Genomic DNA, 15323 nt, shown 5'->3' with positions numbered 1-15323 from the left:
CGGTGTCGATGCGGCCGCCTTTCGGCTCGTTCTACCCATCTAAATTACTTGAAGCTTCAATTTATTCCTAGCGGATCAGCTGCCCTCGAAGGACGACGTGCTTCAGCGCGGAAACGGCAGCCAGATTCCGGCGCGGATCCTCATGGCAAATCACGACGTCGGCACTCGCCCCTTCGCTGATGGCCTCGGCTCCCAGCCACTTGCGGGCGCCCCAAGTGGCCGCATCAAGGACCGCTGCCGGCGGCAGGCCGGCGTCGTACAGTTCGTTCATCTCGTCTGCGATCCGGCCATGCCGGATGACGCTGCCAGCATCCGTACCGGCATGAATGGCGACTCCGGCCTCGTACGCCTCCACCACGCGTTCACGCCGACGATCCCAGAGGCGCGTCATGTGGTCCGCGTATTCAGGAAACTTGGGCGCAGCCTGGGCGGCGATATCCGGGAAGGTCGCGATGTTGACAAGTGTGGGAACGATCGGAACGGACTGCTCCACGAGCCGTGGAATGTGGCGTGGCAACAGACCCGTAGCGTGTTCGATGCAGTCGATACCGGCATCAAGCATGTCGTCGATGGTGTCTTCGGCAAAGCAATGCGCCGTGACCCGGGCGCCCTCGTCATGGGCGGCGGAAATGGCATCCTTGACCGTCTTCGCCGGAAAGGAGGCAGCCAGGTCACCAATACCCCGGTCTATCCAATCGCCCACCAGTTTCACCCAGCCGTCGCCGTCGCGGGCTTCCTTCCGGACGGTCTCGACCAACTGCTCCGGCTCAATCTCGTGACCCAATCCGCGCAGGTACCGGCGGCTTCGGGCTATATGGCGGCCGGATCTGATCAGGCGGGGCAAGTCCTCGCGCTGCTGCACCCACCGCGTGTCGCTGGGTGAGCCGCAGTCGCGGATGAGCAGGGTTCCCGCGTCCCGGTCCGCCTGGGCCTGCGCGAGGGTCGTGGGCCCATCCACCGCACCACCGGCGCCCAGTCCGATGTGGCAATGGGCATCAACGAATCCCGGCAGGACCCAGCCGTCAAGCACTCTGTCCGGTTGCTCCTTGGGGCGCTCGAACGTCAGTGTGCCCCCAACGGACCACATCCCGCGTCGCTCCTGATCTGCGGCGACGAGCACGGGTCCGCTGAATTCGATGATGTTGGACATGCCAGAATCCTAGTCCGGTACAGGGCCGGCAAGTGCAGCCAACATGTGACCAGGTGCCATGTGACTGGGTAGCGCATGGGAGCTGTGGTAGCTTCGTCATGACCACACGGGGGCCCTTGCAGGGGCTGAGATCGGGCTGAGGCGGCCTGCGACCGTTGAACCTGTCCGGGTAATGCCGGCGAAGGAAGTGAGTAATCCTTGAGCACCATCGAAACACAGCACAGCCCTGCCCAAAACGAGGTTGTTACGCAGTCCCTGAAGTCCCATTCGCTGGCCTATGTCGAAGACCCAGCCACCGGCATCCGCGTTCCGGTGACCGAAATTTCGCTTGAGCCCTCCCCCAATGGCCAGGCGAACCCGCCACTGCAGGTGTACCGGACGGCGGGCCCCGGGAGCGATCCCGTAGTGGGCCTTGAAGCCTTCCGGGCCGCTTGGATCGAGGCCCGCGGCGACACTGCCGCGTACACGGGCCGTGAACGCAACCTGCTCGACGACGGCAAGGCGGCTTTGCGGCGCGGCGCCGCCTCTGCCGAATGGAGGGGTGCACAACCCGTGCCCCGCCGCGCCGTCGAAGGCAAAACCGTCACCCAGATGCACTACGCGCGGCAGGGAATGGTAACGCCCGAAATGCGGTTCGTGGCGCTGCGTGAAAACTGCGATGTGGAACTGGTCCGCAGCGAAGTTGCCGCCGGCCGGGCGATCATTCCCAACAACATCAACCACCCCGAGTCCGAGCCCATGATCATTGGCAAGGCCTTCCTGGTGAAGATCAACGCCAACATCGGAAACTCCGCCGTCACCAGTTCCATCGCGGAGGAAGTGGACAAACTGCAGTGGGCCACCCAGTGGGGCGCTGACACTGTCATGGATCTGTCCACGGGCGACGACATCCACACCACCCGCGAGTGGCTCATCCGGAACTCCCCGGTACCGATCGGCACAGTGCCCATCTACCAGGCGCTGGAGAAGGTCAATGGCGAGGCCAACAAGCTCACGTGGGAGATCTTCCGCGACACCGTGATCGAGCAGTGCGAACAGGGCGTGGACTACATGACCATCCACGCCGGTGTGCTGCTGAGGTATGTGCCGCTGACCGCCAACCGCGTCACGGGCATCGTCTCCCGCGGTGGATCCATCATGGCCGGATGGTGCCTGGCCCACCACCAGGAAAACTTCCTTTACACGCACTTCGACGAGCTGTGCGAAATCTTTGCCCAGTACGACGTCGCGTTCTCGTTGGGAGACGGCCTGCGCCCGGGTGCTACTGCCGACGCCAACGATGCCGCACAATTTGCTGAGCTGGATACGCTGGCCGAACTGACCCAGCGAGCCTGGGAATACGACGTGCAGGTCATGGTGGAGGGTCCCGGGCATATTCCGTTCCACCTGGTCCGTGAGAATGTCGAACGGCAGCAGGAACTGTGCAAGGGGGCCCCTTTCTACACGCTGGGACCGTTGGTCACCGACGTCGCTCCCGGCTATGACCACATCACCTCGGCCATCGGTGCCACTGAGATCGCCCGGTACGGCACAGCCATGCTCTGCTACGTCACGCCCAAGGAGCACCTGGGCCTGCCCAACAAGGACGACGTGAAAACAGGAGTGATCACCTACAAGATCGCGGCGCATGCAGCAGATCTGGCCAAGGGACACCCAGGAGCACACGAGCGCGATGATGCCCTGTCCAAAGCCAGGTTCGAATTCCGTTGGCGGGACCAGTTTGCCCTGTCCCTGGATCCGGTCACCGCGGAGTCCTTCCACGATGAAACCCTGCCGGCAGAGCCCGCCAAGACGGCACACTTCTGCTCGATGTGCGGTCCCAAGTTCTGCTCCATGCGCATCAGCCAGGACATCCGCGACGAGTATGGCTCGGCGGAGTCACAAGCGGCCATCGCAGGAATGTACGACGACGTGAGGGAAGAGGGCATGCGGGAAAAGAGTGCAGAATTCCTCGCCGCCGGCGGGAAGGTGTATTTGCCGGAACTTCAAGTACCGCGAACTCAGGATGCCTGAACCGACCGGGTCCGTCCCACGTCTGCAACGAAGCTGCGGATGATGTGATCGCCGTCGGATGAATCCTGGGGCCGGTGCCCGCCCGCTGCAACGCGGCGGAGGGCGCCGGTCTCCTGGAGGTACGCGGCAATTTCCTCGTACAGAGGTTCCCACCCGCCCGTCAGGACAAGGGTGGGTACTCCGGGAACGATGTGCAGCGGTGCTCCCCACGGGGGCGCCTGCAGCCTCAAGCGACGGGCCGAGCGCTGGGCCTCGAGGGTTTCCAAGCCACCTGTTTCAGCAGAGAAGGCACGCAGGTAATACTCTCGGTGGTAATCGGCGTCGTTGAGCTGGCCCCGCACCTCATACAGCGGTTCCATCAATGCGCGGTAAGAAGCAGTGGCCGGAAGCTCCGCAGTCAAGGACAGGCAGGCCGGCTCCACCAAGACCAGAGAATGGATAAGGTCCGGGCGCTCCACCGCTGCCAGCATGGCAGGAATGGCACCTTGCTCATGCGCCACCACGTGACCTCCGCCCGAATCAGCCAGAGCCTGGATCACGATGGCAACATCGGCAGCGACATCGGACTCAACGGGCTCGGCCACGGGATCGAAGCCGTGCCTGCGGAGGAACAGGGCGTCGTAGTGAAGGGCCATTCCGTGCTGCTTCGGCCACGCCGCAGCACCGAAACTGCCCACTCCGTGAAGGAAGACTACGCGCTGCTTCTGCATTGGTTCAGCCTATGCGACAGCTCCGACATCCCAACCAGTGCGGTTGGGATGTCGGCGCGGGTTATTTGCCGAGGAACTTGTCGAAGCCTTTGGGAAGGTTCAGCGATGACGGATCGAAGTCCGCTGCGCCCTGGCCGAAAGCTGCACCCTTGGGAGCTGCCGAAGCTGCGTTGGCCCGCTTGGCCTCGGCGTCGCGCAACTCCTGGGCCGCCTTGGCCGGATTGCCGGACCGTGCCTTCTTCTTGGGAGCGTTCTTGCCGTTCTTGCGTCCGCCGCCAGGACCACCAAGGCCAGGCATTCCGGGCATCCCCGGCATGCCGCCACCCTGGGCCAGCTTCTTCATCATCTTCTGGGCTTGGGCGAAACGCTCCAACAGCCCGTTGACCTCGGACACGTGGACACCGGAGCCCTTGGCGATACGCGCACGGCGTGAACCGTTGATGATCTTGGGGGCGACACGCTCATGCGGTGTCATGGAGCGGACGATGGCCTCGACGCGGTCGATCTCTTTTTCGTCGAAGTTCTCCAGCTGCTGGCGGATGTTTTGGGCACCCGGCATCATCATGAGCATCTTCTTCATGGAGCCCATGTTGCGGATCTGCTGCATCTGGGCGAGGAAGTCGTCCAGGGTGAAGTCTTCCTGGTCGGCGAACTTCTTCGCCATCCGGGCTGCTTCTTCCTTGTCCCACGCCTTCTCAGCCTGTTCGATCAGGGTGAGGACGTCACCCATGTCCAGGATGCGCGAGGCCATGCGGTCCGGGTGGAAGAGTTCGAAATCGTCCAGGCCTTCGCCCGTCGACGCGAACATGACTGGCTTGCCGGTCACCGACGCTACGGACAGGGCGGCGCCACCGCGGGCATCGCCGTCGAGCTTGGAAAGGACGATGCCGGTGAAGTTGACGCCTTCATCGAAGGCCATCGCCGTGTTGACGGCGTCCTGGCCGATCATGGAGTCGATAACGAAAAGGACTTCGTTGGGAATGATCGCCTGGCGGATCCGGCGGGCCTGGTCCATCATCTCGGCGTCAACACCGAGGCGGCCGGCCGTGTCCACGATCACGACGTCGTGAAGCTTCTGGCGCGCTTCCTCGACACCGGCCTTGGCAACAGCGACCGGGTCACCGGCGGGGTGCTCAAGTTCGGAGGAGGTGGCGCCGGGGTGCGGGGCGAAGACAGGGACACCGGCACGCTGTCCAACAACCTGGAGCTGGGTTACTGCATTGGGGCGCTGAAGGTCGCACGCCACCAACAGGGGGCTGTGGCCCTGGGCCTTGAGCCACTTGGACAGCTTGCCCGCCAGGGTGGTCTTACCGGCACCTTGGAGACCGGCCAGCATGATGATGGTCGGGCCGGTTTTCGCCAGGCGGATACGGCGGGTCTCGCCACCGAGGATCTCCTTGAGTTCCTCGTTGACGATCTTGACGATCTGCTGGCTCGGGTTCAACGCCCCCGAAACCTCGGCGCCCAGGGCACGTTCGCGGATGCGCCCGGTGAACTCACGGACCACGGACACGGCGACGTCGGCGTCCAGGAGGGCACGGCGGATCTCCCGGACTGTGGCATCGACATCAGCCTCGGTGAGGCGGCCCTTGCCACGAAGGTTCTTGAAGGTTGCTGTCAACCGGTCAGAGAGTGAATTGAACACGCGCCGTGCACTTCTTTCGATGGTCTACGAATGGTGGCCGGTCCGGCACACCAGAGTCTTGACGATTACTGCCCCAACAGATGTGTCTCAACCACAACAAATCTGCGTTATCCACGGGACTCGACTATCTAGGGTACCAAGTCACGCTGGCAAGGTGGCATGCTGGCACAGTGACCAGTAAAACAACTGTAAAAACGTTGCTCATCCTCGGCGCGTCCGGGGACCTGACAGGCAGGCTGCTCCTGCCCGGGCTTGCAGGGCTGCTGGCGGCCGGACGCGCGCCCGGTCTGAGGCTGGTGGGTGCCGGCTCCGACCCCTGGTCCCCCGAACAATGGCAGGAAAGGGTCAAGGGCGCTTTCGCGGCGGCGTCGACGTCGGCGGATGAGGCCGGGAACGCGGCACTGGACGCTGTTGCCAACAGCACTTCCTACCACCAGGTGGACGTGACAGCGGATGGCCCCCTGGCTGATCTGCTTGCACAGCTGGAGGGCCCCGTCGCCGTCTACTTCGCCCTGCCACCCCACGTCAGCCAGAAGGCCTGCGAAGTACTGCATCGGGATCAAGTGCCGGCAGGAACGCGACTGGTCATGGAGAAGCCATTCGGTTCAGGTACGGAATCAGCTCACGAGCTGAACAAAACATTGGCGGCACTGGTCCCCGAGGACCACATTCACCGCGTGGACCATTTCCTGGGCAAGGCCACGGTGCTGAACATCCTGGGCCTCCGCTTCGCCAACCGGTTCCTTGAGCCCGTCTGGAACCGTGACCACATTGAAAGTGTGGAAGTCATCTTCGATGAGGACCTGGCCCTCGAAGGCCGGGCGCGCTATTACGATACCGCGGGTGCCATGCGGGACATGATCCAGAGCCACCTTCTGCACATCATGGCATTCCTGGCCATCGACGCCCCGGCCACCATCGAGGAACGCGACCTACGTGATGCCGTAGCCACCGTGCTGCGGGCCAGCAGCATCAAAGCCCCCTATGAGGCCTCCACCCGCCGGGCCAGGTACACGGCCGGCACCCTGGGTGAGCGCGCAGTGCCCGACTACACGGCCGAGCAAGGCGTGGATCCCGGCCGCAACACAGAGACTCTCGCAGAGGTGCAGGTCGAAATCGACAATTGGCGGTGGGCGGGAGTTCCCTTCATCCTTCGCTCAGGGAAGGCGCTGGGGCAGCGGCGCAAGGAAGCCGTCATCACCTTCCGGCCGGTTCCGCACCTGCCGCAGGGATTCTCGGGGGTGGACTCGCCCAACCAGCTCCGCATTGGATTTGGCCCGGACGTCCTGCAGCTGGACGTCGACGTCAACGGCCCCGGAGACATCTTCACCCTGGACAGAGCCAGCCTGGTGGCCGAACTCAGCGCAGCGGACCTGTTGCCCTACGGTGAAGTCCTGGAAGGCATCCTCACCGGCGATCCGTTGCTGTCCGTGCGAGGAGACACCGCTGAGGACTGCTGGCGGATCATCGAGCCCGTCCTTCGCGCCTGGGAGAAGGACGAGGTTCCGTTGGAAGAGTACGACGCCGGAAGCGCCGGGCCGGCCTCCTGGCCCACCGCCGTCGGGAACTGACGCCGCCGTCGAACGCGAAAGCGGGCCGGGTACCTTTAGTGGTACCCGGCCCGCTTGTTCTCTGCCCTGGTGTGTGGCTGCACCCTAGATGGCGGCAGCGCCCCGTTCACCGGTGCGAACCCGCACTGCTTCGTAAACGTCGACAGTCCACACCTTGCCGTCGCCGGCCCTGCCCGTGTTTGAACTGGCGATGAGGACATCCAGAATGTCGTCCGCTTGCTCATCCGTGGCGAGGACCTCGATGCGGACCTTCGGCAGCAAATCCACGTTGTATTCAGCTCCCCGGTACACCTCGGTGTACCCACGCTGGCGGCCGTAACCGCTGGCCGCGCTGACCGTCAGGCCCTGGACTCCGTAGGCCTCAAGGCCTTCACGGACTGCTTCAAGCTTTTCGGGACGAACGATCGCCGTGATGAGCTTCATGCCTGGACACTCTCCTTGCCTTCTGCGGATGCTTTGCTTGCGGGGGCTTCCGTTTTGCCGATCATGGCCTCGTGCAGCGGCTGGAAGCTGCCACCGTGTCCGTTGACGCCAAACTCGTAAGCCGTCTCAGCGTGGAGGCTGAGGTCGACACCGACGTTCTCCTGTTCGGTGGAGACCCGGAAGCCCATGGTCTTGTGGATGGCCAGGGCGATGATGGCCGTCATGACCGCCGAGAAGACAATTGCCACGCCGGCTGCTGCGAGCTGCGCCCACAGCTGGGCGAATCCGCCGCCGTAGAAGAGACCGCCGGGGGTGGAGCCTTCGCTCGGAACCGCGATGAAGCCGAGAGCAACGGTGCCGATGATACCGGAGACGAGGTGGACGCCTACAACGTCCAGCGAGTCATCGAAGCCCCAGCGGAACTTCAGGCCGACTGCAAGGGCGGAGGCCACACCGGCAACCACACCAAGGCCGAGGGCACCGACGGGGCTGACGTCTGCACAAGCCGGGGTGATGGCCACGAGGCCGGCGACGACACCGGAGGCCGCGCCGAGGGATGTCGGGTGACCGTCACGGATCCGCTCAGTGATAAGCCAGCCGATCATGGCCGCTGCCGGAGCTGCGAGGGTGTTGATCCAGATCAGGCCGCCCTGTTCAGCAGTCGCTGCTGCGCCGCCGTTGAAGCCGAACCAACCGAACCAGAGGATTGCCGCGCCGAGCATGACGAACGGGATGTTGTGCGGACGGTGGTTGGGGTCCTTGCCGAAACCACGACGGTTGCCAATGATGAGAACCAGGACAAGGGCCGCCACACCTGCGTTGATGTGGACCACGGTGCCGCCGGCGAAGTCGATGGCGTGGCCCAGGGCCTTGCCGATCGCACCTTCAGGGCCGAAAAGGCCGCCGCCCCACACCATGTAGGCCAGAGGGCAGTAAACCAAGGTGACCCAGACCGGGACAAAGATGCTCCAGGCTCCGAACTTGGCGCGGTCGGCAATGGCGCCACTGATGAGGGCCACCGTGATGATGGCGAAGGTGGCTGCGTAGCCAACCTTGATCAGGCCATCCGGAGTTGCGCTGACCCCCTCGAGGCCGAAGGTGGCGAGCGGGTTGCCCACGATCTCCAGGAAACCTTCGCCGGAGCTCATGGACGCGCCCCACAACACCCAGACAACGCCTACGATGCCGATGGAGATGAAGCTCATCATCATCATGTTCAAGGCTGCTTTGGCGCGTGTCATGCCGCCGTAGAAAAATGCCAGACCAGGTGTCATGAACAGCACAAGCGCCGCCGCCACCATGACCCATACGTGACCTGCGGTAAGTTCCATGGTGCACGTTCCTCTCTTGCTAGATCTGCGGTTCAACCGCCGTCCTGACGCCTTTTGCGTCCTGCTTAAGAGTTTTGTGCCGCAGTGTTTCACCTGCGCGGGTTTTATATTGCGGGGCCGTTACAACAACCTCCCCAACGTAAATGGTGCATATCTGCGACGTTACGGATATGTTTCAGGCGTCGGACTTCACGGGTGGACCTGGTTTTCCGACACTCAACGCGTTCAGGCGCCAAATCCCCCACCAGAAGGACCGTCACCGAATGACCCAGTCGCCCCGATCCGTCAAAGCTCCAAGGATCCGGCAGGAGAAGGTTCCCTTGCCCCGCGACATCAAGGTGATGTTGGCCGCGGCGTTCCTGATCGCCTTGGGATTCGGGTTGGTCGCTCCCGTTTTGCCGCAATTCGCCACCACTTTCGACGTCGGTGCCACGGCCGCCGCGGTGATCGTGAGCATCTTCGCCTTCATGCGACTGGTCTTCGCGCCGGCCGGCGGTGCGTTGATCGGTCGTTTCGGGGAACGGAACGTCTACGTTTCCGGCCTCTTGATCGTTGCTGTGTCCACCGCTGCCTGTGCTTTCGCGCAGGATTATTGGCAGCTCCTGATCTTCCGTGGCCTGGGCGGCGCCGGTTCTGTGATGTTTACCGTTGCCGCCATGGGATTGCTCATCAGGCTTGCTCCCCCGGAACGCCGCGGACGCGTGTCCGGCGCCTATGCTTCGGCTTTCCTCATTGGCAGCGTGCTCGGACCGGTAGTAGGTGGCCTGTTGGCAGGTTTCGGACTGCGAGTTCCGTTCCTGGCCTATGCCGGTGCGCTGCTTGTCGCTGCCATCGTGGTCCGGACCATGCTTAGTGGGGACGGCAGCGTCTCCCAGGATGCCGGGAATGCACCGGTGATGGCGCTGCGCGAGGCATTGGCTGACTCGGCGTACCGGGCAGCCGTGTTCTCCAGCTTCGGCAATGGCTGGGTAACCTTCGGTGTCCGCATGGCCACCATCCCGCTCTTTGCGGTGGCCGTGCTGGATTCACGGCCGGAAACAGCCGCCTGGGCCTTGGCCGTCTTTGCGGTGGGCAACGCCGTTGCCCTGACGTTTTCCGGCCGCCTTGCGGACGCGTGGGGGCGCAAGTTCATGTTGATTCCAGGCCTCGTAATCACGGGCGTGGCCACAGGGCTCATCGGGTTGACGACGGACCTCACAGCGTTCCTCGTCGCCTCAGCGGTGGCGGGGTTCGGCTCCGGCCTGCTGGGCCCGGCCCAGCAGGCCGCCGTCGCCGATGTCATTGGGCGCGGAAGATCCGGTGGCAAGGTGCTTGCCGTCTTCCAGATGGCGGCCGATACCGGCGCGATCATCGGCCCGGTTGTGGCCGGCCTGATGGCCGATCACTGGGGTTATGGTTGGGCCTTCGGCATCACAGGATGCGTGCTGCTGCTAACGGCTGCGGGCTGGGTGGCGGCCCGCGAGCCGCTGGCAGCACGCATTAGTTGAGCAGGGCGTCAACGAAGCCTTCGGCTTCAAACGGAGCGAGGTCGTCAGGGCCTTCACCGAGGCCGATCAGCTTCACGGGGACGCCGAGTGACTTCTGGATGGCCACAACGATGCCACCCTTGGCCGTACCATCCAGCTTGGTCAGCACGATGCCCGAAATGTTGACGACCTCTGCGAATACCCGGGCCTGGTTGAGTCCGTTCTGGCCGGTGGTGGCATCGAGGACCAACAGGACTTCGTCCACCTCGGCGAGCTTCTCGATGACGCGCTTGACCTTGCCGAGTTCATCCATGAGGCCGGTCTTGTTCTGCAGGCGGCCTGCGGTATCGACCATGACCACATCGACTTCCTGGTCGATGCCGGCCTTGACGGCCTCATAGGCAACCGAGGCGGGATCGGCGCCGTCGATGTCGGACTTCACAGTGGGCACGCCCACCCGCTGGCCCCACGTAGCCAGCTGTTCGGCCGCGGCCGCGCGGAAGGTATCTGCCGCACCCAGCAGCACATCCTTGTCTTCGGCCACGAGGACACGTGCCAGCTTGCCTACCGTGGTGGTCTTGCCGACGCCGTTGACACCGACAACCAGTACGACGGCGGGACGGTCACCTTTGCGTTCGACGTTCAGTGAACGGTCCATCCCGGGATCAACCAGCTTGATGAGTTCTTCCCGCAGCATGGTCTTGACGTCTTCGGGGCTACGGGTGCCCAGGACTTTGACCCGCTCACGCAAAGCATCGACCAGTTGCATCGTGGGTTCGGTGCCGAGGTCGGCAAGGAGGAGGGTTTCTTCCACCTCGTCCCAGACGTTCTCGTCGATCTTGTCGCCGGACAGCAAAGCCAACAGGCCCTTGCCGAGGATGTTGTTGGACTTGACCAAGCGGGCGCGAAGGCGGGTCAGGCGCCCTTCCACCGGCGCAGGAGTGTCGATGGCGATGGTCTCAAGCCCTGCGGCGTCGTCCGGAACCGCGGCTCCGTCAACTGTTCCGTCAAAGGTGGGCGCCGGAGCCTTGGCACCGTCCGGGCGGTCCTCCACAAGGGTTCCGCCGCCTGCTGCAGAGGACTGCACGGGATCGTTGGCATCGCGTGTTCCGGGGTACTTCGGGCCCGACTTACGGGCTTTCAGGAGTACCGGCACGAGTCCGCCGACCACTACGAGCGCAGCGAGAATGGACAGAATTATGGGTAGGAAATCGTTCACTCCCCTACCTTCTCATAAAGCTAAGCCCCGGAACTGAGCCTCTGGCTGATGACGGTGGACACCCCATCGCCCCGCATGGTGACACCGTAAAGTGCGTCGGCCACTTCCATGGTGCGCTTTTGGTGGGTAATCACGATGAGCTGGCTGGACTCCCGCAGTTCTTCGAAGATGGTGATCAGGCGGCCCAGGTTGGTGTCGTCAAGGGCTGCTTCGACTTCGTCCATGACATAGAACGGCGAAGGCCGGGCTTTGAAGATGGCCACGAGCAGCGCAACTGCGGTCAGGGAGCGCTCACCGCCGGAAAGAAGCGATAACCGTTTGATCTTCTTTCCTGCAGGGCGGGCCTCCACTTCAATCCCGGTGGTCAGCATGTCATCAGGGTCCGTGAGGACGAGTTTGCCCTCCCCACCGGGAAAGAGCCGGGCAAATACGTGGTCGAATTGGGCCGAGGTGTCGGCAAAGGCCTCCGTGAAGACCTGCTGCACCCTGTTGTCCACCTCTTTGATGATGTCCAGCAGGTCTTTCCGGCTGGACTTGAGGTCCTCCAACTGCGAGCTGAGGAACTGGTGTCGTTCCTCAAGGGCGGCAAACTCTTCGAGTGCCAGCGGATTGACCTTGCCCAGGGCTGCCAGCTCGCGCTCTGCCTTCTTCAGCCGTTTTTCCTGCTCTGAGCGGACGAATGGAATTCCCTCGACAATGGGTTCTCCGTTGGCGTCCACCGGTGCCCGCAGTTCTGCCCATTTGTCGGTGGTGGACCCTGCAGGAAGCGGAACCGGCTGGTCCGGACCGTAGTCGGCGATGAGCTGCTCAGCCGAAAGTCCCAAGTCGTCCACGGCCCGGGTTTCCAATGCCTCGATCCGCAGCCGCTGCTGCGTCCGTGCCATTTCATCCCGATGCACCGAATCAGTCAGTTCGGCCAGCTCCCGGGCAAGGGACTCATTGGCAGTTCGAACGTCCGAAAGCTCCTTTTCGAGGAGCTCCCGCGTTTGCTCGGCCTGGTCGCGCTCCTTGGCCGCAAGATCCACTGAAATGTCGAGATAGCGAAGACTCTGCTCCACGGCCGAACCCACGGCGGCAGCACGTTGCGCTTGTGCCCTGCGGCGCTGGGCCCTACGGGCGGCCTCTTCACGGGCCCGGCGCTCGGTAGCCGCAGCCCGTTCCAGGGAAGCTGCACGGTTGCTGATGGCACCGAGTTGCTCTTCGGCCGTGCGAAGGGCGAGCCTGGCTTCTGTTTCAAGGGTGCGGGCGGTCCGTGCATCCGCAGCGAGTTGATCCCGTTCATCAGTGGATGGTTCCTCGTCCGGGACCTCCTGGGCAGCGGCAAGGCGTTCAGCTGCAACTTCCAGGTCCAGCTGCGCTTCGGCGATGTTGACCTCCGCCTTTGCCATGGACGCCGCAAGCCGCTCGCTTTCGCCCACCGCGCTGCGTAGGACGGAGTTCAGATGGCCCAGCCGTTCAGCGACAGCGGCAAGCCGGGCATCGGATTCATGGAGCCTTTCCAAGGCGGCATCTGCACGATCCTGTGCCTCGGCACGGCGGGACTGGGCCCCGGCCAGGGCGAAGCGGCCCCGCTCCAGCCTGGCAGTGACTTCTTGAAAGCGGGCGCCGGCGTCGTCCACTGCTGCCTGGACCTCCAGCAGGGAGGGCGCGGTAGCTGACCCGCCGAGGACCGTCACCGCTGTGAACACGTCACCTTCGGTGGTGACGGCTTTCAGCCCCGGTTGTTCCCGAACCACTCGGGCCGCAGTCCCGATGTCATCCACGACGACGGTGGCGGCCAAGAGCTGCAGCGCACCCTGGGCTGAGGGGTCGTCTATTTTGACGACGTCGGCGGCCCACCGGCAGCCAGCGGGCAGTTCGTTCGTACCCGCCCATTCGTTGCCTGCCCCGTCATCCTCGGGCAGGGTGTCGGCCAGAAGCAGCGCCGCACGGCCGGCGTCGTCCTCTTTCAGCCTGGTGATTGCCGCCGCGGCGGCCTCAACGCCGGCCACCACCAGGGCATCCGAGGCGCTACCCAAGGCTGCGGCGATCGCAGTTTCGTAGCCCTGCTCTATGGTGACCATGCCAGTCAGCGGGCCGAGCACGTTCTCGGCCGTCAGCAGGTGACCGGAGCCATCCTTGCGGTTGAGCCCCAGCTGGAGGGCATCGCGTCGGGCGGCCAGGGCATCGCGTTCCCGAATCGCGTCCCGCTCGGAGGCCTTGAGCTCTTCGATCTCCGCGATGACAGCGTCCAGTGCCTCGTTGGCGTCCTCGTACTCGGCGTCCAGGCTTTCTTCGCCATCTTCGGCTCCTGCCACCTGGGCTTCAAGTGCAGTAAATTCGCTGTGTGCCTGGCGGCGCCGCTCATCACCGGCCCCAAGGGACTCCCGCAACCGGCCACGTTCGGCCTCTGCCGCCTCCGCCCGGGATCGCGCTGCCGCAACCTGGCCGGCGAGCCTGGCAAGGCCCTCCCTGCGGTCCGCTGCGGCGCGCAACATACCGGTGAGGCGTTTGTCTTCGGCGGCTGCGAGCGCTTCGGCTGCGTCCTTGGCGACAGTGGCTTCCAGAAGCGCCGCCTGTTTGGCCAGGATGTCGTGTTCCAAGGCCGCTTGTTCTTCCCGGACCCTTGCCGCCTGGCGCTCCAAGTGTTCCGGGTCCCGGCCCGATTCGACGGCGGCTTCCGCGGAACCGAGCAAGCGCTTGCGTTCTGAGGCCAGTGAACCGAGCGAACGCAGGCGCTCCCTGCCGGCTGAGAGCTGGTACCAGTTGTCGCGGGCGGCGTTGAGGCGGGGGGTTGCCTCGGCAGCTTGCTGTTCAAGCTCCGCCTGGCGCCGCCGCCCCATCCCCAACCCGGTTTCGACCACCTTGCGCCGCTCTTTCAGCGCGGCTTCGTCAGCGACGTCCTTTTCCAGGCTGGTTGTCAGTTGTACGAGATCATCGGCGAGGAGACGCGCGCGGGCGTCGCGGACGTCGAACTGGACGGTCTGCGCGCGGCGGGCGATCTCGGCCTGCTTGCCCAAGGGTGTCAGTTGCCGCCGGATCTCTGCTGTGAGGTCGCCAAGGCGTGCGAGGTTGGCCTGCATGGCCTCCAGCTTGCGTACTGTCTTTTCCTTGCGCCGCCTGTGCTTGAGGATGCCTGCGGCCTCTTCGATGAATCCGCGTCGGTCTTCGGGTGTCGCGTGGAGGACACGGTCCAACTGGCCTTGGCCAACGATGACGTGCATCTCCCTGCCAAGGCCGGAATCGGAAAGAAGTTCTTGGATGTCCAAGAGCCTGCAGGCCGCACCGTTGATGGCATATTCAGATCCCCCGGTGCGGAACAGTGTCCTGGAGATGGTTACTTCGCTGTACTCAATGGGAAGTGCGTTGTCGGCGTTATCGATGGTCAGGGAGACGTGCGCCCGGCCCAGCGGCGGGCGGCCGGAGGTACCGGCGAAGATGACGTCTTCCATCTTTCCGCCGCGCAGGGTCTTGGCGCCTTGCTCGCCCATGACCCACGCCAGTGCATCCACCACATTGGATTTGCCGGAACCGTTGGGACCGACAACAGCGGTGACGCCGGGTTCGAAGTCGAACGTCGTGGCCGACGCAAACGACTTGAATCCGCGGACGGTCAAACTTTTCAAATGCAAGGCGCTTCGGTTCTCCTGGGTGGCCTGGGTGTTTGTATCCCCTAAATCTACTGCTGTTCAGCTGAAATCCCCGGATCTGAAGCGGGAAAGCCTTGCGGCGGACATGCCACGCCCCTACACTCCTGCCAAGGGTTACTTTGGTGGGTTCGTTCCGGTGATCCGGCTTTGGCTTGAACTTCTGTTC

10 protein-coding genes and 1 riboswitch are annotated in these 15323 nt (G+C 63.8%); of the genes, 3 read left to right on the top strand and 7 right to left on the bottom strand.

Annotated elements, in window-relative coordinates:
- Nucleotides 1-67 precede the first annotated feature (67 nt).
- Complete coding sequence (locus ACFVSI_RS17655) at nucleotides 68-1150, bottom strand: amidohydrolase family protein (protein ID WP_387826433.1); 1083 nt, start codon at nucleotides 1148-1150, stop codon at nucleotides 68-70.
- A 96-nt stretch (nucleotides 1151-1246) separates the two neighbouring features.
- Nucleotides 1247-1354: riboswitch (TPP riboswitch) on the top strand.
- On the opposite strand from ACFVSI_RS17655, the gene thiC reads away from it, so the two are divergent.
- Nucleotides 1349-3163 carry a phosphomethylpyrimidine synthase ThiC gene (thiC, locus tag ACFVSI_RS17650; RefSeq protein ID WP_387826430.1) on the top strand — a complete coding sequence of 605 codons (1815 nt, stop codon included), beginning with the start codon at nucleotides 1349-1351 and terminating at the stop codon, nucleotides 3161-3163. Its footprint overlaps the riboswitch before it by 6 nt.
- Here the strand turns inward: thiC and ACFVSI_RS17645 are convergent.
- Complete coding sequence (locus tag ACFVSI_RS17645) at nucleotides 3151-3873, bottom strand: alpha/beta fold hydrolase (RefSeq protein ID WP_387826427.1); 723 nt, start codon at nucleotides 3871-3873, stop codon at nucleotides 3151-3153. The two genes, thiC and ACFVSI_RS17645, sit on opposite strands and share 13 nt — an antisense overlap.
- Nucleotides 3874-3934: 61 nt before the next feature.
- On the bottom strand, nucleotides 3935-5518 hold the full coding sequence (gene ffh, locus ACFVSI_RS17640) for a signal recognition particle protein (protein WP_144659980.1): 1584 nt from the start codon (nucleotides 5516-5518) through the stop codon (nucleotides 3935-3937).
- A 170-nt stretch (nucleotides 5519-5688) separates the two neighbouring features.
- On the opposite strand from ffh, the gene ACFVSI_RS17635 reads away from it, so the two are divergent.
- Entirely contained in the window at nucleotides 5689-7089 is a 1401-nt protein-coding gene (locus ACFVSI_RS17635) for a glucose-6-phosphate dehydrogenase (RefSeq protein ID WP_387826424.1), read from the top strand.
- A gap of 84 nt (nucleotides 7090-7173) precedes the next feature.
- Here ACFVSI_RS17635 and ACFVSI_RS17630 read toward each other — a convergent pair whose 3' ends face one another.
- Both ACFVSI_RS17630 and ACFVSI_RS17625 read right to left on the bottom strand, forming a co-directional pair.
- Nucleotides 7174-7512: a P-II family nitrogen regulator gene (locus ACFVSI_RS17630; RefSeq protein WP_144659978.1), complete on the bottom strand. Its 339-nt coding sequence runs from the start codon at nucleotides 7510-7512 to the stop codon at nucleotides 7174-7176.
- On the bottom strand, nucleotides 7509-8843 hold the full coding sequence (locus ACFVSI_RS17625) for an ammonium transporter (RefSeq protein WP_144659977.1): 1335 nt from the start codon (nucleotides 8841-8843) through the stop codon (nucleotides 7509-7511). The genes ACFVSI_RS17630 and ACFVSI_RS17625 overlap by 4 nt, the downstream gene beginning before the upstream one ends.
- A gap of 263 nt (nucleotides 8844-9106) precedes the next feature.
- On the opposite strand from ACFVSI_RS17625, the gene ACFVSI_RS17620 reads away from it, so the two are divergent.
- Nucleotides 9107-10330 carry an MFS transporter gene (locus ACFVSI_RS17620; protein ID WP_387826420.1) on the top strand — a complete coding sequence of 408 codons (1224 nt, stop codon included), beginning with the start codon at nucleotides 9107-9109 and terminating at the stop codon, nucleotides 10328-10330.
- Here the strand turns inward: ACFVSI_RS17620 and ftsY are convergent.
- On the bottom strand, nucleotides 10323-11528 hold the full coding sequence (gene ftsY / locus ACFVSI_RS17615) for a signal recognition particle-docking protein FtsY (protein ID WP_387826417.1): 1206 nt from the start codon (nucleotides 11526-11528) through the stop codon (nucleotides 10323-10325). The two genes, ACFVSI_RS17620 and ftsY, sit on opposite strands and share 8 nt — an antisense overlap.
- 20 nt (nucleotides 11529-11548) lie before the next feature.
- The gene (gene smc / locus ACFVSI_RS17610) at nucleotides 11549-15139 is read right to left on the bottom strand and encodes a chromosome segregation protein SMC (protein WP_387826414.1); all 3591 of its coding nucleotides are present in this window, start codon (nucleotides 15137-15139) and stop codon (nucleotides 11549-11551) included.
- Nucleotides 15140-15323 lie beyond the last annotated feature (184 nt).

It is taken from the genome of Paenarthrobacter sp. NPDC057981, assembly GCF_042886835.1.
Lineage (GTDB): Bacteria > Actinomycetota > Actinomycetes > Actinomycetales > Micrococcaceae > Arthrobacter.
The sequence above is the reverse complement of the archived record's forward strand: the minus strand, read 5'-3'. Positions and strand labels throughout refer to the sequence as shown.